This window comes from Pseudomonas sp. BGA-UO-ETr-WB11 (genome assembly GCF_059567785.1).
In genome coordinates this window covers 837,654-857,416 of sequence record NZ_JCAQOS010000008.1, presented here as the reverse complement: position 1 = coordinate 857,416, position 19,763 = coordinate 837,654, and the positions used below count along the sequence as shown (strand labels likewise).

The 19,763-nt window shown below is 62.5% G+C and carries 13 protein-coding genes and 1 pseudogene; 9 read left to right on the top strand and 5 right to left on the bottom strand.

Annotation, left to right across the window (positions count from 1 at the left end):
- Positions 1 to 35: 35 nt before the first annotated feature.
- The 6 genes from AC56DI_RS17480 to AC56DI_RS17455 all read left to right on the top strand — a co-directional run bounded on the left by AC56DI_RS17480 (position 36) and on the right by AC56DI_RS17455 (position 8,122).
- On the top strand, positions 36 to 1,382 hold the full coding sequence (locus AC56DI_RS17480; protein ID WP_496347274.1) for an MATE family efflux transporter: 1,347 nt from the start codon (positions 36 to 38) through the stop codon (positions 1,380 to 1,382).
- Between the two features lie 12 nt (positions 1,383 to 1,394).
- Positions 1,395 to 2,423: a sensor domain-containing diguanylate cyclase gene (locus tag AC56DI_RS17475; protein WP_496347273.1), complete on the top strand. Its 1,029-nt coding sequence runs from the start codon at positions 1,395 to 1,397 to the stop codon at positions 2,421 to 2,423.
- A 19-nt stretch (positions 2,424 to 2,442) separates the two neighbouring features.
- On the top strand, positions 2,443 to 2,898 hold the full coding sequence (locus AC56DI_RS17470) for a DUF2214 family protein (protein WP_496347272.1): 456 nt from the start codon (positions 2,443 to 2,445) through the stop codon (positions 2,896 to 2,898).
- Between the two features lie 71 nt (positions 2,899 to 2,969).
- Positions 2,970 to 4,466: a multicopper oxidase family protein gene (locus tag AC56DI_RS17465; RefSeq protein ID WP_496347271.1), complete on the top strand. Its 1,497-nt coding sequence runs from the start codon at positions 2,970 to 2,972 to the stop codon at positions 4,464 to 4,466.
- Between the two features lie 223 nt (positions 4,467 to 4,689).
- Positions 4,690 to 7,149: a tetratricopeptide repeat protein gene (locus AC56DI_RS17460; protein WP_496347270.1), complete on the top strand. Its 2,460-nt coding sequence runs from the start codon at positions 4,690 to 4,692 to the stop codon at positions 7,147 to 7,149.
- A gap of 142 nt (positions 7,150 to 7,291) precedes the next feature.
- Positions 7,292 to 8,122, top strand: a complete 831-nt coding sequence (locus AC56DI_RS17455; RefSeq protein ID WP_496347269.1) for a class I SAM-dependent methyltransferase — start codon at positions 7,292 to 7,294, stop codon at positions 8,120 to 8,122.
- A gap of 152 nt (positions 8,123 to 8,274) precedes the next feature.
- On the opposite strand, the gene AC56DI_RS17450 is transcribed toward AC56DI_RS17455, so the two are convergent.
- The 5 genes from AC56DI_RS17450 to AC56DI_RS17430 form a co-directional block, all read right to left on the bottom strand.
- The gene (locus AC56DI_RS17450) at positions 8,275 to 9,033 is read right to left on the bottom strand and encodes a COG4705 family protein (protein ID WP_496347543.1); all 759 of its coding nucleotides are present in this window, start codon (positions 9,031 to 9,033) and stop codon (positions 8,275 to 8,277) included.
- 276 nt (positions 9,034 to 9,309) lie between these two features.
- Positions 9,310 to 11,223: an arginine decarboxylase gene (speA, locus tag AC56DI_RS17445; RefSeq protein ID WP_496347268.1), complete on the bottom strand. Its 1,914-nt coding sequence runs from the start codon at positions 11,221 to 11,223 to the stop codon at positions 9,310 to 9,312.
- A 126-nt stretch (positions 11,224 to 11,349) separates the two neighbouring features.
- Positions 11,350 to 11,712 carry a translation initiation factor Sui1 gene (locus AC56DI_RS17440; RefSeq protein ID WP_496347267.1) on the bottom strand — a complete coding sequence of 121 codons (363 nt, stop codon included), beginning with the start codon at positions 11,710 to 11,712 and terminating at the stop codon, positions 11,350 to 11,352.
- A 424-nt stretch (positions 11,713 to 12,136) separates the two neighbouring features.
- The gene (locus tag AC56DI_RS17435; protein ID WP_496347266.1) at positions 12,137 to 12,673 is read right to left on the bottom strand and encodes an NUDIX hydrolase; all 537 of its coding nucleotides are present in this window, start codon (positions 12,671 to 12,673) and stop codon (positions 12,137 to 12,139) included.
- Between the two features lie 3 nt (positions 12,674 to 12,676).
- Positions 12,677 to 13,747 carry a DUF2333 family protein gene (locus AC56DI_RS17430; protein ID WP_496347542.1) on the bottom strand — a complete coding sequence of 357 codons (1,071 nt, stop codon included), beginning with the start codon at positions 13,745 to 13,747 and terminating at the stop codon, positions 12,677 to 12,679.
- A 267-nt stretch (positions 13,748 to 14,014) separates the two neighbouring features.
- Between AC56DI_RS17430 and AC56DI_RS17425 the strand changes: the two genes are divergently transcribed.
- The 3 genes and pseudogenes from AC56DI_RS17425 (at position 14,015) to AC56DI_RS17415 (ending at position 19,670) form a co-directional block, all read left to right on the top strand.
- Entirely contained in the window at positions 14,015 to 15,631 is a 1,617-nt protein-coding gene (locus tag AC56DI_RS17425) for a diguanylate cyclase (RefSeq protein WP_496347265.1), read from the top strand.
- 1,522 nt (positions 15,632 to 17,153) lie between these two features.
- Positions 17,154 to 17,669: pseudogene (locus AC56DI_RS17420) on the top strand (methyl-accepting chemotaxis protein); the annotation flags it as partial.
- Between the two features lie 240 nt (positions 17,670 to 17,909).
- Entirely contained in the window at positions 17,910 to 19,670 is a 1,761-nt protein-coding gene (locus tag AC56DI_RS17415) for a protein-disulfide reductase DsbD (RefSeq protein WP_496347264.1), read from the top strand.
- The last annotated feature ends 93 nt before the right edge of the window (positions 19,671 to 19,763 follow it).

Here is a 19,763-nt window from a genome sequence, read left to right as displayed (position 1 = left end):
CGACGTATAGTGCGGCGCTATTCTGGAGTCTGTAGATGCCTCGCCTAATCCACGCCTGGCGGCACCGCCCTACCCATCGACGGGTCTGGGCGCTGGCCGCGCCGATGATGCTGTGCAACCTTTCGGTGCCCATGGTGGCGCTGGTGGACAGCGCCGTGGTCGGCCACTTGCCCCACGCCCAGGACCTGGCCGCCGTGGTGATCGGCAGCAGCCTGTATGGCTTGCTGGTCGGCCTGATGGGCTTTCTGCGCATGGGCACCAGCGGCTTCAGCGCCCAGGCCTGCGGCAGTGGCGACGGCGCCCTGCTGCGCCAGACCCTGCTGCAAGGCCTGTTGTTGGCGCTGGGCTGGGCGCTGCTGCTGATCGTCCTCAGTTTGCCGTTCAGCGACCTGGCCCTGCGCCTGATGCAACCTGCCGCCGAACTCGACTCACTGGCCCGCGAATTCTTTTACCTGCGCCTGCTCGGACTGCCCGCGGCGCTGGCCAACTTCGCCCTGATCGGCTGGCTGCTGGGCACCCAGAATGCCCGCGCGCCGCTGCTGATCATGCTCACCACCAACCTGTTGAATGCGGCGCTGTGCGTGCTGTTTGTTCTCGGCTTGGACTGGGGCATCAGTGGCGCCGCCTACGCCGCAGTGCTGGCCGAATGCAGCGGCACCCTGCTCGGCCTGCTGCTGACCCGCCGTGCAATCCGCCAGTGGCCGGGGCGTATCGACTGGCCTGCCTTGCGCCACTGGTTGAGCTGGCACCCCTTATTGGCGCTGAACCGCGACATCCTGATCCGCACCCTGGCGCTGCACCTGGTGTTCTTTCTGGTCACTGTGCAGGGTACGCGCCTGGGCACCAGCACCGTGGCCGCCAACGCCCTGTTGATCAACGGTCTGATGCTATGTGCCTTTGCCCTGGATGGACTGGCCAATGCCGTGGAAGCGCTCTGCGGCCACGCCATTGGTGCCCGCGACGGCGTGGCGCTGAAGCGCAGCCTGGTGGTGGCAGGCGGCTGGTCGTTGCTGCTCAGCCTGCTGCTGGCCGTGGCCCTGTTACTGGGTGGCAGGCTGTTTATCGAGCTGCAAAGTGACATCGCCAGCGTGCGCGCAGCGGCTTACGACTACCTGCCCTATCTGGCCCTGCTGCCGCTGCTGTCGGTGGCCAGCTACCTGCTCGACGGCCTGTTTATCGGCGCCACCCGCGCCCGCGAAATGCGCGATGCCATGCTCCTCGCCGTGGGCCTGAGCCTGCCACTGGCCTGGCTGCTGCAAGGCTATGGCAACCACGGCCTGTGGCTGGCGCTGCTATCTTTTATGTTGCTACGCAGTTTATGCCTGGCCGCCCTGGCTTGGCGCCTACACCGACAGGACGCCTGGTTGGCACCACAACACTGACCGGAGATACCCATGCTGCCTGCCCCGATCCCCTCTGATGAACCCCTTCGCCAGCAGGCGCTGGACGATCTCGACCTGCTCGACACCCCCGCCGAGTTGTATCTCGACACCCTGGTACGCCTGACCCGTGAACTATTCGGCGTCGATACCGTGCTAATCAGTCTGGTCGACCGCGATCGACAGTGGTTCAAGGCACGCACGGGCCTGGACATAGCCGAAACCCCACGCAATATTTCCTTCTGCGGTCATGTGGTAGCGGCGCGTTGCCCGCTGGTCGTCGAGGATGCCCAGCAGGATCCGCGCTTCAGCGACAACCCGATAGTGGTCGGCGCACCCTTTGTGCGCTTCTACGCTGGCCAGCCGCTCTACAGCCGCAACGGACAACCGATCGGCACGCTCTGCCTGATGCATCCACAGCCGCGCGGCCTCGATCCGGCGGAGCGTCTGCGCCTCTGTGATCTGGCCACGCTGGTCGAGGGTTACCTGCACCTACGCAATGTCAGCCAGCATGCCCACAAGTTGCGCCAGGCGGTCAGCCGCGAACAACGCAAGGCGCTGATCGATCCGCTGACTCAACTGTGGAACCGCGCCGGCCTCAATGAATTCTTCCCCCGCGAGCAGGCCAGCGCGACGGATCTGGGCTTGAAACTCGCTGCGATCTATTGCGACCTCGACCACTTCAAGCAGGTCAACGACCAGTTCGGCCATGGCGGCGGCGACCAGGTGCAGTGGGAAAGTGCGCGCCGCATGAGCGCCTCGCTGCGCCCGGATGATCTGCTGGTGCGCCTGGGTGGCGAAGAGTTCGTCGCGCTGGTCAGCGTGCACGACGCCAACGAACTGCAGCACATCGCCGAGCGCATCCGCCAGACCATTGCCGCCACACCAATAAACATCGGCACACTCAGCCATGCGCTGACCAGCAGCATCGGTACGGCCATCGCAGCGCCAGGAGAAAACCAGACCTCACTGCTGGAACGTGCCGACAGCGCGCTGTACCTTGCCAAGCATCAGGGCCGTAACAGAACAGTCCACGCGGCCTGACCCTACACAAGGAACCCCCATGGCCCAGGCCATCGCCGCCCTGCATTACCTGTCGATCCTCCTGCTATTCGCTCTGCTCGGCATCGAGCATCTGCAATTCAAACCGCCCCTGGACCTGACACGAGCGCGGCGCCTGGTGATCATCGACATCGCCTACGGCGTCAGCGCCAGCCTGGTGCTGTTCAGCGGCGCGGCGCGGGTGATCTGGTACGGCAAGGGCCTGGATTACTACCTGCACAACGGCCTGTTTCACGCCAAGGTCGGTTTGTTCCTGCTGGTCGGTGTGTTGTCGACCCTGCCGACCTTCGTCTTCCTCAACTGGCGCAACGCCCTGCAGGCGGGCCAGGTGCCCGAGGTCAGCCCACGCCAACGCCAGTGGCTGACCCTGTGTATCCGTCTGGAATTGCTGTTGCTGCTGAGCATCCCGCTGCTGGCCATGCTGATGGCCCGCGGTTATGGGGTGATCGGCCAATAACCTGCCCTTGACCTTGCCACAGTGGCAAGCTTGATTCTGGCCGCCTGTTTTTGTGTTGCTGGAGAACTTCGATGATTCGTCGCACCTTTCTCACCCACGCCCTCGGCGTTGGCGGCCTGGCCCTGTTGCCCGGCTGGCTGCGCGCGCAAAGCATGGATCACTCGATGCACGACATGGCCGGCATGGACCACAGCATGGCCACGCCATTGCCCCAGGGGCTTGCCGCCAGCGATGCCCTGCCCCGTGGCGCCGCCTTAGGGCCGCTGCACAGACTCAGCAACCAGAGCTCCCAACCGGGCCTGTTCCAGGCCGAGCTGAGCGCCGCGCCCGTGCAGGTCGAGTTGCTGCCCGGTCAGCCGACCACCTTCTGGGCCTACAACGCCAGCATCCCCGGCCCGCTGATCGAGGTGAACGAAGGCGACCGCGTGGAAGTGCGCTTTATTAACCGCCTGAGCCAGCCCAGCACCCTGCACTGGCACGGCCTGCCGGTGCCGCCCGAGCAGGACGGCAACCCCCATGACCCGGTGCCGCCGGGTGGCGAGCGCACTTACAGTTTCAACCTGCCCAAGGGCAGTGCCGGCACCTACTGGTATCACCCGCACCCCCACGGGCATACCGCCGAGCAGGCCTTTCGTGGCCTGGCCGCGCCTTTTATTGTGCGTGCCAGCGATGACCCATTGAGCGGCTTCCAGGAACGTCACCTGCTGCTCTCCGACCTCAAGCTGAACGCCGACGGCAGCATCCCCGACAACGACGCCAACGACTGGATGAACGGCCGCGAAGGCCAGTTCGTGCTGATCAACGGCCAGCATCAACCGACCCTCGAACTGCGCGGGCCGGAACGCTGGCGCCTGTGGAACGCCTGCAGCGCGCGTTACCTCAAGCTCAACCTCGGTGGCCACCGCTTCAGCCTGGTGGGCAGCGACGGCGGCCTGCTGGAACAGCCGCAAGCCATGACGGAAATCCTGCTGGCGCCGGCCGAACGTATCGAAATCATCGTCCAGTCCGGCAGCGAGCCGCGCCAGTTCGCCCTGACCGCCGAGATTTACGATCGCAACAAGATGGGCATGGTTGCCGCCGAACAGGTCATCACCCTGGCCCACGTCAGCCTGCCCGCCAGTCAGCCGGTCAGCCTGCCGACCAAACTGCGCGAGATCGCCGACCTCGGCCCGGCCAGCGCCCACAAGCACGTGGTGTTCAGCGAGAACATGCGCATGGACAACGGCCAGCACCAGATGGATTTCCTGGTCAACGGCAAAAGCTTCGACATGCAGCGCGTCGACCTGACCAGCAAGCTGGGTGAAGTGGAACTGTGGGAGCTGGTCAACGACTCGCACATGGACCACCCCTTCCATATCCACGGCTGCCAGTTCCAGGTCATCGAGCACGAGCTCAACGGGATAAAAACCCCGGCGCCGTACCGCGCCTGGAAAGACACCATCAACCTGCGCCCACGGGAAACCATCCGGATAAAAATGGCCCAGCCATTCAAGGGCCTGCGCATGTTCCACTGCCACATTCTCGAACACGAGAACCAGGGCATGATGGGGATGTTGGAGGTGGTTTAAACAACCACGATTGCTTGCTCAAAAAACGGGGAAAAACACGCTTAAGCCGCGTCGTTTCCCCATTTTTCTGCCCTGATGACAGCGCCGCGCATTAGTTGCGCACCTGCCCTACCACGCTGAAATGTCTATTTTTCAGTATGGCGAAGGTGCGGTTATTGCCGCATGCTCTGCCCCTGCACAGCGCTCACCCAGCCCAACATGAAAGTCAACAAGGAAGTTGCTCATGCTTATCCGCAATACGCTGCTGTGCATTGCCCTCACTGGCGCACTGCATACGGCCCATGCTGGCGTTAGCCAAGGTTTAACTGCGGCAGCATTAGGCGATTTCAACGCGGCCTTGCGCGAGTGGCAGCCTTTAGCCGAACAGGGCCATGCTGACGCACAAGCCAAACTTGCCTGGTTATATGACCTGGGAAAGGGCGTGAAGCAGGACTATCAAGTCGCCAGCAAGTGGTATCGCCGTGCGGCAGAGCAAGGCGATGCCGACGCACAACGGCGCCTTGGCGAGATGTTCATGACGGGGCAAGGCGTACCGCAGGACCAAACAGAAAGCTATCACTGGACTCGCCTTGCCGCTATGCAAGGCTTAGCTCAGGCGCAGTACGACCTTGGGCAGATCTACCAGCACGGTCAAGGCGTACAGCAAGATGAGGAGCAGGCCACTCAGTGGTATCGCCTTGCCGCCCAACAGGGAAATGTCGCTGCGCAAGCCAAGTTAAAACCTATAGCTGGCCATGAAAACCGGGGGCAAGAGGGCGAGAAAGATCCGGCAAAACTGCGACGCATCGCCGCCGAGCGAGGCGATGTTCGGGCGCAAAACGGTATTGGCGCGGCCTACCGCGATGGCAAAGGTGTGCCGCAAGACTACCAAGAAGCCATTAAGTGGTATCGCAGGGCGGCCGAGCACGGAAGTGCCGAAGCACAATCAAACATCGGGCTAATGTACGAAAACGGCCAAGGTGTACCGCAGAGCTTCGCGGAGGCGCTCAAATGGTATCGCCTCGCCGCGCAGCAAAAAGATGCCTGGGCACAAAATAGACTTGGCGATAGCTACCGTGATGGCAAAGGCGTGTCGCAGGATTACAACGCGGCCTTCCAGTGGTATCGCCGCGCCGCAGAACAGAATATCCCCTCCGCACAATCCAACCTCGGCTGGTTATACGAAAACGGCCAAGGTGTGCCGCGAGACCAAGTGGAAGCCATCAAATGGTATCGCCTTGCCGCCGAGCAGGATTTCACCTGGGCGCAAAAGAAACTTGCCTCAATGCACGGTGCGGGTGCCGCCGCAGAACAGGACAACCCACAGACAATCAAACGCTATCGCCTCGCTGCTGAACAAGGCGATGCTGTTGCACAATTGCGCCTAGGGCAAATGTATGCAGAAGGCCAAGGCGTATCACAGGATGCCAAGCAAGCCCTTAAGTTGTATCGGCTCGCCGCCGAGCAGGGCAATGCAATAGCGCAGCATTACCTAAGCAACATGTATATGACGGGCCAAGGCACAACCCAAGACTACCAAGAAGCGCTCAAGTGGGTTCGTCGTGCCGCCACACAGGGACTGCCTCGCGCGCAACACAACCTCGGCGCAGCATTCAACAGCGGTCTAGGCGTAGCGCAGGATTCCAAGGAAGCGGTTAGATGGTTTCGCCTCGCCGCCGACCAGGGATATGTCCCCGCGCAATACAATCTCGCTGTGATGTACACGAGCGGCCAAGGCGTACCGCAGGACTACGCAGCGGCGGTCAAATGGCTGCGCCACGCCGCAGAACAAGGTGATGCTACAGCGCAGTCAAACCTTGGCGTGATGTACAAAAAAGGCCAAGGCGTAACACGCGACGCTAAAACCGCAACCCAGTGGATGCGCCTCGCCGCGGACCAGGGCTTTGCTAAGGCACAATCCAATCTTGGCTGGATGTATCTCAACGGCCAAGGCGTAGCACAGGACGACAAAGAGGCATTGATGTGGTTCAGCCGCGCGGCTGAACAGGGCGACGCCAACGCACAAGCCAACCTCGGCCAGATGTACACGCAAGGCCAAGGTATTTCGCCAAACCATCAAACCGCCATCAAACTGTTTCGCCTCGCCGCAGCGCAGGGACTGGCCGAAGGGCAGCTTAGTCTGGGCCGCATGTACTATGCGGGCAAAGGCGTAGCACAAGACCATCAAGAAGCCGTTAAGTGGTATCGCCTCGCGGCTGAACAAGGCAATGCCGAAGCACAACTCATCCTTGGCATGCTGTACAACCAAGGCCAGGGCGTGTCGCAGGACTACCAGCAATCCCTCAAGTGGTACCGTTTGGCCGCCGAGCAAGGCAATGCCCTCGCACAATCCAACCTCGGCGCCATGTACCAGCACAGCCAAGGTGTACCTCAAAGTTACGAGCAAGCCCTAAAGTGGTACCGCCTGGCCGCAGAGCAGGGGCTTGCCGAAGCGCAATCCAACCTCGGAGTGATGTACGGCCGCGGCAGCGGTGTGCCGCCGAATCGTATCGTGGCTTATGCGCTCTGCAACCTCGCGTCCGCCAAGACACACTTTGTCAATGCCGAAGAAAACCGCGATTTATACCTCTCGCAAATGACCGCCAAAGAGATAGAAGCAGGACAAGCACTGACGCGGGAAATGGCTGAACACCCGCTTAAAGCCATAGACGAGTTTTTGGCGAAAGAAATGCCATATAACTGATTAGTTGCAGGAGCAGGTCTACACGCATGTGAAATCCACATCACTAATCCGCTGCAATCCAAACGCATAACGGCATGCTGGTGGTGCACCCGCCCTACGATTAGCGCCCGACATGCCCACAGACAAGAACGGAGTCTTGATCATGAGTGACTACATAATCCTGAACAAAGCCAATTGGGACGAGCGCGCGCCGTTGCACGCGGCATCAGCGGACTATGAAACCCAGGCGCTGGTGGATGACCCTACGCGCCTCTCCGAAGTGGTGCGCTTCGATCTGCCCTTGCTGGGCGATATTTCGGGCGCCAGGGCCGTGCACCTGCAATGCCATATCGGCACTGACACCCTCTCGCTGGCACGCCTGGGCGCGCACATGACGGGGCTGGATTTCTCTCCCGCCGCCATCGTCCAGGCCCGCTTACTCGCGCAGCGCGCGGGCGCCAACCTCAATTTTGTCGAGGCCAATGTGTTCGAGGCGGCAGAGGCTCTGCCCCGCGAGTCGTTCGACCTCGTCTACACCGGCATAGGCGCGCTGAATTGGTTGCCCAGCATCGAGCGCTGGGCCAACGCAGTCGCCAGCCTACTGAAACCTGGCGGCCGCCTGTTTATTCGCGAAGGCCACCCTGTTCTGTATGCCCTCAACGACGACCGGCAAGACGCGCTGGTGATCGAGCACGCCTACTTCGAGCGGGAAACACCTCTGGTCTTGGACAGTGAGCAAACCTATGTCGAGACTGATGGACGGCTAACCGCCACGATCACCCATGAATGGAATCATGGCCTGGGCGAGATTATCAGCGCACTGCTCAATCACGGCATGCAGATCACCGGCCTGGTGGAACACGACAGCATTCCCTGGGAGGCGCTGCCGGGGCAAATGAGCTGTGACGATCATGGCGAATGGCGCCTGGATCGTGACCGCTGGCGCGCGCCGCTCAGCTACACACTGCAGGCCAGCAAGCGCTCACGAGAATGACTGACCGCTTAACGTAACGCGAGCCCGTAGGATGGGTTGAGCGCAGCGATACCCATCACCGCATCATCTGCATTGGCACTGATCGCGTGATGGGTTACGCCGCGGCGCGGCTAACCCATCCTACGGTCCTTTAAGTGCTGGCTGCTACCAAGTTAAGCCGCTTCACCCACCAGCGGCTCGATGTCGCGACGCTTATGCCGATAGCTTGCGTAAGCCACCAACACCACCAGCACCGCAGCCAATACCAGGGACGAACCGACGGTACCGAAGTCCAGACCACCTTTGTCGAATGGCTTGGTAAGGAAGTCGCCAAGCGTGGCACCGAACGGACGCGTCAGCACAAACGCCAGCCAGAACAGCAGTACCGTAGAAATCTTGGTGTAAAACTTGGCCAGTACGACCAACGCAATGGCCGAACCGATCAGCAGCGCACCACCGGCGAAGCCAAGCCCCGAATCATCCGCCAGGTAGTCACCCAAAGCCGTCCCCAGCGTGTTGGAGATCAAAATCGCCGTCCAATAAAACAACTCGCCCTTGGTGGTATGAATGCTGTCGACTGACAGACTCTTCTCACTCAGGCGCCAGATGGCAAAAATGCTCACCAACATGCAGATCAGAATCGCCGATCCCGTGGCATAACCCAGCCCCAGCGTGCGGTCCATAAAGTCCGACATGGTGGTTCCCGCCGTACTGGTAGACAGGATCACGATCCAGTACAGAAGCGGGTTGTGGCTCTTGGAAAGCAATTGCAAACCCAGGGTCACCAAAAATGCGCTGAGCAAAATCAGCGAGCTCATGGCGTAGCCCACATTCAACGTCATTGACAGCAGATCACCGGCGGTTTCGCCAAGGGTGGTGGCGCAAATCTTCATCACCCAGAAAGCCAAGGTGATTTGCGGCAGCTTATTCATGCTCATTACGTGAGACACCTGATATGCGAGAGAAGTGGCTGAGCACACAAATTGTTAACCGCTGCTCACACCTCTCGTACCGCCGAATCGGCAGGGAAGGCGCAAGGAAGTAGAGCGAGAGGTAACAAGATGTAACGCCTGCAGAGTGCGCGGAGAAAGGTCGAAAAATCGTTAAAAGAGAATCAAAATCATATTCAGGCGCCCAAAGGGCCGCATTAGTCTGCCGGCATAAAAAAGCCCGACACTTGGTCGGGCTTTTTTATGCCGCTAACGATGCTAGCTCGACAAATACGACGAGCGCGTCAGCCCCAAACGCAGGGCATCCAGGTACTGGGTGCGTTCGCGCGCGCTGAGTTTGGCGCTGGCGACCTTGTCGCGGTAGTGGGTCATCAGCTCCTCGGGTGACAGGTGCACATAGCGCAGCATGTCCTCGATGGTGTCGTGGGTTTCGATGCCGGCGTGGTACACGCTACCGTCGCTGTTCTGGTAGATGTTCACCGAGTCGGTGTCACCGAACAGGTTGTGCATGTCACCGAGAATTTCCTGGTAGGCGCCGACCAAGAAGATGCCCAACAGGTAGTCCTCACCCTCGCGCACTTCGTGCACCGGCAGGCTGGTCTCGATGCTCTGCTCGTCGACGTATTGCTTGATCTTGCCGTCGGAGTCGCAGGTCAGGTCCTGCAGCACGGCGCGACGCAGCGGCTCTTCGTCGAGGCGGTGCAGCGGCAGAATCGGCAGCACCTGGCCAATCGCCCAGGTGTCCGGCAGGCTCTGGAATACCGAGAAGTTGCAGATGTATTTATCCGCGAGCTTGTCGTTGAGTTCATCCAGCACCTGGCGGTGCGAGCGCTGCCGGGCCTTGAGCGAGTTGTGCAGGCGGCGGCACACGGCGAAGTAGCACTGCTCGGCCAGGGCCTTCTCGGTCAGGCTGATCTTGCCATCCGCATACTGAGCCGCCACGTCGCTCATATAGTGGGTGGCGCGCCAGTAGGTTTCGGTGACCATCTCGATATCAGTCGGGCCGAGCAGCTCAACCAGATAACGCACGGTTTCCGGCAGGCTGGTGACATCTTCGATCTGCGGGATCTGGTCGTTGTGCTTTTCCACATCGGTAACCTGGACCACCAGCATGGCGTGGTGGGCGGTCAGCGAGCGGCCGCTCTCGGAGAAGATGTGCGGATGGGGCAGCGCCTGGGCATCGCAGAACTCTTTCAACATGCCCACGACCACACCGGCGTAGTCGTCCATGTCGTAGTTGATCGAGCTGGCGTTGCGCGAATGGGTACCGTCGTAGTCCACACCCAGGCCGCCGCCGACGTCGATATGGTCGACCGGCAGGCCGAGGGCGCGCAGCTCGCCGTAATAGCGGATGGCTTCCTTGAAGCCGTGCTGGTAGTCGGCCAGGTTGGCGATCTGCGAGCCCATGTGGAAGTGCAGCAGACGGATGCCCTGGTCCAGACCGGCCTTGCGGAAGCGCTCGACCACGGACAATAGCTGCGCCGCCGACAGGCCGAACTTGGACTTCTCACCACCGGTGTCGGCCCACTTGCTCGACGCCAGCGAGGACAGGCGCACGCGCAGGCCGACCTGGGGCACCACCTTGAGTTCGGCGGCCTCGTCGATCACCAGCTGCACTTCGGACTCTTTCTCGATGACGATAAAGACGTTGTGGCCGAGCTTCTGGCCCATCAGCGCCAGGCGGATAAATTCGCGGTCCTTGTAACCGTTGCAGACGATAGTGCCGCCCTTCGGCGCCAGCGCCAGCACGGCCAGCAGCTCAGGCTTGGAGCCGGCTTCGAGGCCGATGGAGACATTTTGGGTGGCGATGATGTTTTCGATCACTGCCTCCTGCTGGTTGACCTTGATCGGGTACAGGGCGGTGTACTGGCTCTGGTACTCAAGGCGGGCGATGTTGGCATCGAAAGCACCGGTGAGCTGACGCACGCGGTCCTGCAAGATATCCGGGAAGCGCACCAGCAAGGGCAGCGACAGACCCGTCTTGCGCAGCTCGTCGACCTGCTCATAGAGGTCAATCGGCGCGCTCTGCGGGCCGTTGGGGCGCACTTCGACGCGACCCGCTTCATTGATGGCGAAGTAACCGGCGCCCCAATGGCGAATGCCGTAGACGCTGCGACTGTCCGCGACTGTCCATTGGCTGCCGTCATCTTTACGTGTGCGTCGTACGGGCATCGTGGTCTCCCTGGGGCAATAAAGGCGCCTGCCTGCGCGGCAAGAGCAGTAGCAAAGTAGCGAACGGAAATGACGATTCCTGGCGAGTGGACTCAATCGCCAGGAGAAAGTTTAGAAAAACGGGACTTAACCGCCGGATTTCTTCGTGCGAAAGCCGCGGGCGGTCAGTTCGGCCAGCAGCAGGTCGACGTGATCACCCTGAATCTCGATCACTCCGTCCTTCAGCGCGCCGCCGCAGCCGCAGCGTTTCTTCAACGCCGTGGCCAACGCCGTGAGGTCATCGAGGGCCAGCGGCACGCCGCTGATGGTGGTTACCGTTTTGCCGCCACGGCCTTTGCTTTCGCGGCGCACACGGGCGATACCATCGCCGTCGGGAATCTGGCTTTGTTTGCAGGTACAGGCGGCCACCGGCTGGCTGCAGTCCGGGCAATGCCGGCCGCTGTCGGTGGAATACACCAAGCCGCTGAGGGCGGCAGCTTTCTTGACCACGGGCAGGTCCTCGCGGGGGTCAGAAGATATGCAGCAATTGAGGTTGGCAAGGGCATATCTGAAAGCGACTGGCCGGCAAATGCCGACCGCGAAGCCCCACTCTGGCAGGGGCAGCGCAAACGAACTGCAACAAGGTCTGCGGTTCGAGGGCGCGCAGTGTAACGGCAAAAAAGCCGCGTGCTAATAGGCCGATTGCGTCATTGCCGAGCGGATTGGCGACGCCACCCGCGCAACGTGCAAGATGCTGCACGCAACGCCTGCAAATCCTGCACAAAGGGCCGGCATGTGGCCTGCCTATCCTATTCAGTGGTCATGCGCCGGGGGGGGACGTAGGAGCGGCTTCAGCCGCGAAGCTTTTGCAAAGTGTGCATTTGTTCGCGGCTAAAGCCGCTCCTACGCATCCTCGTCGGGGCGCGGTAATGGCTCAACCCATCGCCGTCAGATAACGCTTGAGCGCCACCAGCGAGTCCGGGCAGTAAGGCTGAACGGCGGCATCGGCCAACGCCGCCTCGATCGGCACAAAGCGCGCCTGCAGCACTTCTTCCGCCTGCAACTGCAATGGCGCGTCAGAGACGGCAGAAAACACACCGCACCAGAGGCGATTATCCGGCTGCTCGAAGTAGAAGCGGCCGTGCTCGCGCAGGGCCACATCGGCGATGCCCAGTTCTTCCGCCAGTTCCCGCGCGGCCGACTCGGCATAGCTCTCCGCCGCCAGCACCATGCCGCCGGCGGCTACATCCCAGTAACCGGGATACAGCGCCTTGCTGAACGTGCGCTGATGCACGCACAACTCACCAGCGGAATTAAACAGCAGGATAAAGGTGCCACGACCGACCAGCCCGCGGGCGCGCAGTTCGGCTCGCGGCAAGCTGCCCAGCAGCTGATCGGCCTCATCAACCCAAGCGATCAGCTCGGCATCCGAGGCGGCGCGATGGGCCGCCTCTTGGTCGCAGTTGGGCATGACTCAGCCTTGAGTCAGCAAGGTGCGCAGGTCGATGATCGCGGCGTTAGCACGGGAGATGTAGTTGGCCATCACCAGCGAGTGATTGGCCAGCACGCCATAACCGCTGCCGTTGAGAATCATCGGGCTCCACAGTGGTTCCTGGGCGGCCTCCAGCTCACGGATGATCTGCCGCACGCTGACGGTAGCGTTCTTCTTCGCCAGCACGTCGGCAAAGTCCACCTCGATGGCGCGCAGCAGGTGCGACAGCGCCCAGGCCTGGCCACGGGCTTCGTAGAACACGTTGTCGATCTGCAGCCACGGGGTTTTTACCACTTCCTCGCTAACCAGCGGCGCTTCACCCGAGGCCAGCGCAGAATCGCCCTTGAGGTCGGTGTTCAGGCGCACGCGGCCGACGCTGGCCGACAGGCGCTGGGACAGCGAACCAAGACGGGTGGCAACATCACCCAGCCAGTTATTCAGGTTGTCGGCGCGGGTATAGAACTGGGCATTGGGCTGACTCGGGTCGGCCAAACGGGTCTGGTAGCGGTCCAGGGATTTGATCCCTTCGCGGTACTCGGCCTCCGTGGCCGGCAGGGCCCAGCTCTTGTTGTCGAAGTTGAAGCGCGGCTCGGCCTTGGCCAGATCCGGGTCTTCGGTGGACTGCGACTGGGAACGGGCAAAGTCCTTACGCAGGGCACGCACAACGTCGCGCACCTGCACCAGCACGCCGTATTCCCAGCTTGGCATGTTGTCCAGCCACAGGCCCGGCGGCGCTAGGTCGTTGGACAAATAGCCGCCATCCTTGTCGAGCAGGGTGCTGGCCACGCTCTTCACGGTTTCCACCGTGGTGTAGCCACTGACCAGCGGGCGCTGGGCCAACTCGGCCGCGGCCTTGGCATTCTGCTGCACCGGGAACAGCGCCGGCTCCTGGCTCCAGTACCAGCCCACCACCAGAGCAGCCAGCAAATACAGTCCCAACAGGCCGCCGAGGGCGCGGCTTAGCCACAGGCCTCCGAGGTAACTGCGCACATCGTCGACCGAGTCGTCGACCCGACCGCGCAGGTCATTCTTGCGGTTTTTCCAGTCCAGCATGGCCATGTCCTTGATTTGCTGCATGAAAGGGTTTGGGCAGCGGCGGCATCTGCCACTGCGCGTACCCGCACTATAAGGGAAGCGCTAGCCGATGCGCAGCGCATCACGGCAAACTTAGCGTTGGCAGCCCATGCTCGGCGCCGGCGTCCAGCAGAAACAGACAAAAGGATGACGCCAATTGATCGACGGCACTATCACTGCCACTATCCTGTGCCAGCATAGCGCCATCACCACCCTGCCATCGCCACAGCCACCTGCCAGCGAACCATGACCGAGCCAGAAGACCCCAGTCGCGACCGCATCAAGCACCACTTCGCCCAGCGCGTGACGCATCAGGCCAGGCAAGCCCTGGAGGTCTGGCAACGCCTGCAGTGCAGCGAGTGGAATGCCGAGGAAATGGCCGAGCTGAGCGAAGCCAACCTGCTATTGCTGCGCTACGCCCAGCGCTTTGAGCAGGCCGAGCACAGCCAACTGGCAGAGGCCATCCAACACTGCCTGGCAGCGGTAGAAGCCAATCGCGGACGCCTCAACAGCGAGCTGATCAGTCAGCTCAACCAGTTGATGCAGCGCCTTTCACGCACCGGCCTGCGGCACAGCGACCAGCTCGAGCAAACGCCCCTGCCCGCGCTGCGCAAGCCGGTGTACCTGGCGCTACAGGATGCCGTGCAGGGCCAGCGCCTGTGCCAGCAACTGCAATCCTTCGGCCTGCAGGCGCAAGCCCTGGACACCGCCAACGGCTTTCGCTCGGCGATGACCGAACGCCATCCAGCGGCCATTCTCATGGACATCGACTTTGCCGGCCAGGGCTGCGGCCTGCGCCTGGCCGAAGACGTGCAAAACAGCCTGGAGCAAAAACTGCCGCTGCTGTTCTTCAGCCAGGAAGAGACCGACACGCCAACGCGCCTGGCCGCCGTGCGCGCCGGGGGCCGCGAATTCTTCACCGGCATACTGGATGCGTCCTGCCTGCTGGAGCGGATCGAGACCCTCACCCACGTCAGCCAGTACGACCCCTATAAAGTGCTGATCGTCGATGACTCGCGGGCCCAAGCGACCCACACCGAGCGCGTACTCAACAGTGCTGGCATCCTCACCCACACCCTGACCGAGCCGCTGCAGGCGATGGCGGCACTGGCTGATTTTCAACCGGACCTGATTATTCTCGACATGTACATGCCGGCTTGCAGCGGCACCGAGCTGGCCAAGGTGATCCGCCATAACGACCGCTACGTCAGCGTGCCGATCATTTACCTGTCAGCCGAGGACGACCTCGACAAACAGCTGGATGCCATGAGCGAAGGCGGTGACGACTTCCTCACCAAGCCGATCAAACCGCGCCACCTGATTGCCACCGTGCGCAACCGTGCAGGACGCGCCCGCAGCCTGCGCTCGCGCATGGTGCGAGACAGCCTGACTGGCCTGTTCAATCACACCCACACCCTGCAGCTGCTCGAAGATGCACGCTCGCGGGCACGGCGCAGCGACACGCCGCTGAGCTTTGCGATGCTCGACATCGACTTCTTCAAGAAGGTCAACGACACCTACGGCCACCCCATGGGCGATCGGGTGATCAAGAGCCTGGCGCTGTTTCTCAAGCAGCGCCTGCGCAAGACCGACCATATCGGCCGTTACGGTGGCGAAGAGTTCGCCGTGGTACTACCCGACACCGACGCGGCCACTGCACTCAAGGTGCTCGACGAAATCCGCCAGCGCTTTGCCGAAATCAGCTACCCGGCCCAACCGATGGACCTGTCCTGCACCTTCAGCTGCGGCATCGCCGAACTGCACGAAGGTGTCGACAGCAAAACCTTGTCCAAACGCGCCGACGAGGCCCTGTACGAAGCCAAGCACAGCGGCCGCAACCGCAGCGCGGTGTACCCTGCCTGAGCCCCAAGGGCTGTAATCAAGCTGCAACAAAATAGTCATATGGTGCTGGCCTAACGCCACTTCGCGTGCCGAGGTCAGGATGCGCCTGAAACTGCTTACCAATCTCAACACCCTGCTACTGATCGGCGTCTGCCTGGCGCTGGGCGCCACCCTCTGGTGGTCGCAGCAAGCCCTGGAGCGCCCCTACCAGTTGATGGCGCGCTACCTGAGCCTGTCGCAGAGCTTCCAGCAGGACGTGGCACAAAACATCCATGACTACCTGGCCAACGGCGACGCCCTGCGCCACAGCGCGGCCACCAAGGCCATCGGCCAATTTGCTGGCGAGCTCGACAGCCTGCCGAGCGACTTGGCCACCGACCTAAAGCCCAGCTTGCTGGAGCTGCAGGACTTTACCGCCAACGACTTGCTCGCCGCCGGCAAACTGGCCGGCGATCCGCAAGGCTTGTTGCTGCAGGCTGAGCGCGAAATGAGCGGAGCCCTGGAACAGTTGTCCGCTTACGCCGACAGCAGCAACGACGGCAGCACGTACCGCGCACCACTGTTCCAGGCCGCCCAGCACCTCATCCGCTTGAGCCATGCCCGCGGCAAACTGGTGAGCAGCGGCCGCAGCGAGCTGCGCAGCGAGGTTGAGCACGAACTGAGCCAGCTCAATCAGCAGGCCCAGCGCCTCAACGACCTGCCCCTGCTCGGCGTCAGTGCACAGAAGAGTGACGACAGCACCGATTTTAGCGCCCTGCTCGGCCTCGACAGCGAGACCAGCAGTCAGCCTGAAGAAGATCAAGGCATCGCCCTCAAGCGCGAGTTCAGCAGCCTGCTGCAACGCTACCCTGCCGAACTGCAACGCACCCGCACACTGATCGAGCAGCGCCAGGAGCTGGCCGGCAGCACCCAAGCGAAAGTCGGCGCCCTGCAACAGGCCCTGGCCGCCATTGAGCCGCAGGTCCGCGCTCAATACGGCGAGATTCAAGGCCAGGTGCAATTGCTGCAGGGCCTGATGATCGGTTTGATCCTGCTGATCGCCTTGACCATCGACACCATCCAGCGCCGCCTGACCAATGTCCTTCATCGCCTGGTGCCGGCACTGTCGGCCTGGGCCGCCGGCGACTTCAGCGGCGAAGTGCAACTGCAGGCGCAAACCCGCGAGCTGCGCGATATCGAAGAGTCCCTCAATCGCCTGCGCCTGTACCTGGTCGACCTGGTCGGCACCATTCGCGGTCACGCCGAACACGTAGCCGGCAGCAGCCGCACCCTGGCCGACCTCAGCAGCGGTCTGCACAGCGGCGCCGAGCGTCAGGCCGGTGACACTGCACAGATCCGCGATGCCCTCGGCGAGCTGGAAGGCACCATCCTGCAAGTGGCCGGCGACGCCAGCCAGGCCGCCGACGCCAGCCGCGATGCCGGGCGCGCCGTGGAGCAAGGACAGACCGTGATCGGCCACAGCCTCACCGGCCTGCATGGCCTGGTCGGCGAAGTGCAGAGCAACGCCCAGGCGATCGAACGCCTGGCCGAAGAAACGGCCACCATCGGCAAGGTGCTGACGGTGATCCGCGGGATCGCCGACCAGACCAACCTGCTGGCCCTGAATGCCGCCATCGAGGCTGCCCGCGCCGGCGAAATGGGCCGCGGCTTTGCCGTGGTGGCCGAGGAAGTGCGCTCCCTTGCCCTGCGCACCAGCGGCGCCACCGAAGAGATCCAACAGCTGATCGCCCGCTTGCAACAAGCCGCGCACAGCTCCCTGGAGGCTATGCGCAGCCAGGTCGTCCATGCTCAAACCACCGCTAATCAGGCCGCCGCCGCCGACAGCGCCCTGGCCGAAATCGTCGCTGCGATTCGCACCATCGCCAGCATGGCCGAGCGCATCGCCGATGCCACCGCCCAACAGAGCGGCGCAGTCAGCGAAATTCGCGGCCACAGCGAGCGCATCCATACCCTCGGCGGCGACAATCTGCGGCGCATCGGCCAGAGCCGCCAGCAAGGCGAACAGCTGTTGCTGCTGGGCGGTGAGTTGCATACGGCGGTGCAGGCGTTCCGCGTCTGAGAGCTACGATCTGCTGCGCGTCGGCCATACTGCGTTAAAACCGGCCTCCGGATGCTCATTTACAACTCGTAAATTCCGCTCCCTCGGCCAGTTTTGCCTTGTCTGGCTCTAGCTCGCGAGATCGTAAACAGACTCAAAAGCAGCCGTTGGGCCGGCTGTAACGCCCTCTTACAGCCTCAGCCCTGCTCCCCGGCGGCAGTCTCCGTTATCATGCCGGCACATTTGCCGAGCGAGACATGCATGCGCCGCCTGTTGAGTCTGATCCTCCTACTCGTCGCCCTGCCGGCCAGCGCCGGCCTGCTGGACGCCCTGCCCAACGCCAAGCTGGGCGCACCGCTGAATAACAGCAGTGACTTTCTGCCGGTACGTGAAGCTTTTCGCCTGAGCCTGGTGAACAGCGACGCCCGCGCCATCCAGCTGCAGTTCGTCGCCGCCGACGGTTATTACCTCTACCGTCATCGCTTCCAGTTCCGCACCGAACCGGCCGACATCGCCCTGGGCGAGGCCGTGTTGCCGGCTGGCGAAGCCAAGACCGACGACTACTTCGGCGATGTCGAGGTTTATCACGGCGTGCTGGATGTGCAGTTGCCGCTGAACAATCCGCAGCAGCGCCCCTTCACCCTGCAGGTGACCTACCAGGGCTGCGCCGACAAGGGCCTGTGCTACCCGCCGGAAACCCAGAGTTTCGCCATTGGCGACGCCCCAGCGGCTGCGAGCGCAAACCCCGCCAACGCCTGGAGCTGGCGTGAACTGGCGCTGTTCTTTCTCGCCGGTTTAGGCCTGACGTTTACCCCGTGCGTGCTGCCGATGCTGCCGATTCTCTCCGGCGTGGTCCTGCGCGGCCAGGTTGGCGGCCTGCGCGGTTTCAGCCTGTCCAGCGCCTACGTACTGTCGATGGCCGCCTGCTTCGCCGTGCTCGGCGCCCTGATGGGCGTGTTCGGCGCCGAACTGAACCTGCAGGCACGCCTGCAATCGCCGTGGGTACTGGTGCCCTTCGCGCTGTTTTTCGGCGTCTTTGCCCTGGCCATGTTCGGCCTCTACGAACTGCGCCTGCCGCATTTCATCAGCGACCGCCTCGACCGCGTCGCCGGCAACACGCGCGGCGGTTCGCTATGGGGCGCGGCGCTGCTGGGCGTGCTGTCCAGTCTGCTGGTCTCGCCCTGCGTATCGGCCCCCCTGGCCGGCGCCCTGCTGTACATCAGTAGCAGCGGTGATGCCTTGGGCGGCGGCCTCAAGCTCTTTATCCTCGGCCTGGGCATGGGCACGCCCATGGTGCTGTTTGCCACCGGCGGCGGCGCCCTGCTGCCCAAGTCCGGGACCTGGATGGTCAGCGTGCGCAACGGCTTTGGCGTGCTGCTGCTGGCAGTGTCGGTATGGCTGCTAGATCGCGTCCTGCCGGGGCCACTGACCCTGGCGCTGTGGGGGCTGCTGGCCGGCGGCGTGGCGCTGTACCTGGGCGCGCTGGAGTTCACCCCGAAAACCCACCGACAGAAGCTCAGCCAACTGGTCGGCCTGCTGTTGCTGGTCTACGCCCTGAGCAGCTGGACGGGTGCCCTGCAAGGCCATAGCGACCCACTGCGGCCCCTCAACGGCCCGGTCGCTGCGACTACAACCAGCGGCGTTACTGAGCAAAACGCCTGGCAGACCATTCGCACCCCCGGCGAACTGACCCAGGCCCTGGCCAGTGCCAAGGCTGCCGGCCAGCCCCTGCTGCTGGACTGGTATGCCGATTGGTGCATCAGCTGCAAAGTAATCGAGCGCGAAGTGCTGACCGCGCCGGCCGTGACCGCACAATTGGGCAATTACCGCCTGATTCGTTTCGACATGACCGAGAGCAATGCCGAGCAGCGCGCCCTGCTCGACCATTACCAGTTGTTTGGCCCGCCCGCTTTGATGCTGTTCGCCGGCAACGGTGACGAACACCAGGCCTTGCGTGTCATAGGCGAGATCAACGCCGAAGACTTTACCGAGCGCCTGCGCCAGGCCAATGCCAGAAACTAAACGCTAGTTTCATGCATCTGTCTTAAACAGCGGCCATCGTGATGGCTATTGCTGGTAACTGGACAGGCCGGCAGGCATTCGGCATAGTCCCCG

Excerpts from the sequence above, each read along its gene's own strand:
- AC56DI_RS17480 (WP_496347274.1), top strand. The coding sequence starts at position 36 with ATGCCTCGCCTAATCCACGCCTGGCGGCACCGCCCTACCCATCGACGG.
- AC56DI_RS17475 (WP_496347273.1), top strand. The coding sequence starts at position 1,395 with ATGCTGCCTGCCCCGATCCCCTCTGATGAACCCCTTCGCCAGCAGGCG.
- AC56DI_RS17470 (WP_496347272.1), top strand. The coding sequence starts at position 2,443 with ATGGCCCAGGCCATCGCCGCCCTGCATTACCTGTCGATCCTCCTGCTA.
- AC56DI_RS17465 (WP_496347271.1), top strand. The coding sequence starts at position 2,970 with ATGATTCGTCGCACCTTTCTCACCCACGCCCTCGGCGTTGGCGGCCTG.
- AC56DI_RS17460 (WP_496347270.1), top strand. The coding sequence starts at position 4,690 with ATGCTTATCCGCAATACGCTGCTGTGCATTGCCCTCACTGGCGCACTG.
- AC56DI_RS17455 (WP_496347269.1), top strand. The coding sequence starts at position 7,292 with ATGAGTGACTACATAATCCTGAACAAAGCCAATTGGGACGAGCGCGCG.
- AC56DI_RS17450 (WP_496347543.1), bottom strand. The coding sequence starts at position 9,033 with ATGAATAAGCTGCCGCAAATCACCTTGGCTTTCTGGGTGATGAAGATT.
- speA (WP_496347268.1), bottom strand. The coding sequence starts at position 11,223 with ATGCCCGTACGACGCACACGTAAAGATGACGGCAGCCAATGGACAGTC.
- AC56DI_RS17435 (WP_496347266.1), bottom strand. The coding sequence starts at position 12,673 with ATGCCCAACTGCGACCAAGAGGCGGCCCATCGCGCCGCCTCGGATGCC.
- AC56DI_RS17430 (WP_496347542.1), bottom strand. The coding sequence starts at position 13,747 with ATGCTGGACTGGAAAAACCGCAAGAATGACCTGCGCGGTCGGGTCGAC.
- AC56DI_RS17425 (WP_496347265.1), top strand. The coding sequence starts at position 14,015 with ATGACCGAGCCAGAAGACCCCAGTCGCGACCGCATCAAGCACCACTTC.
- AC56DI_RS17415 (WP_496347264.1), top strand. The coding sequence starts at position 17,910 with ATGCGCCGCCTGTTGAGTCTGATCCTCCTACTCGTCGCCCTGCCGGCC.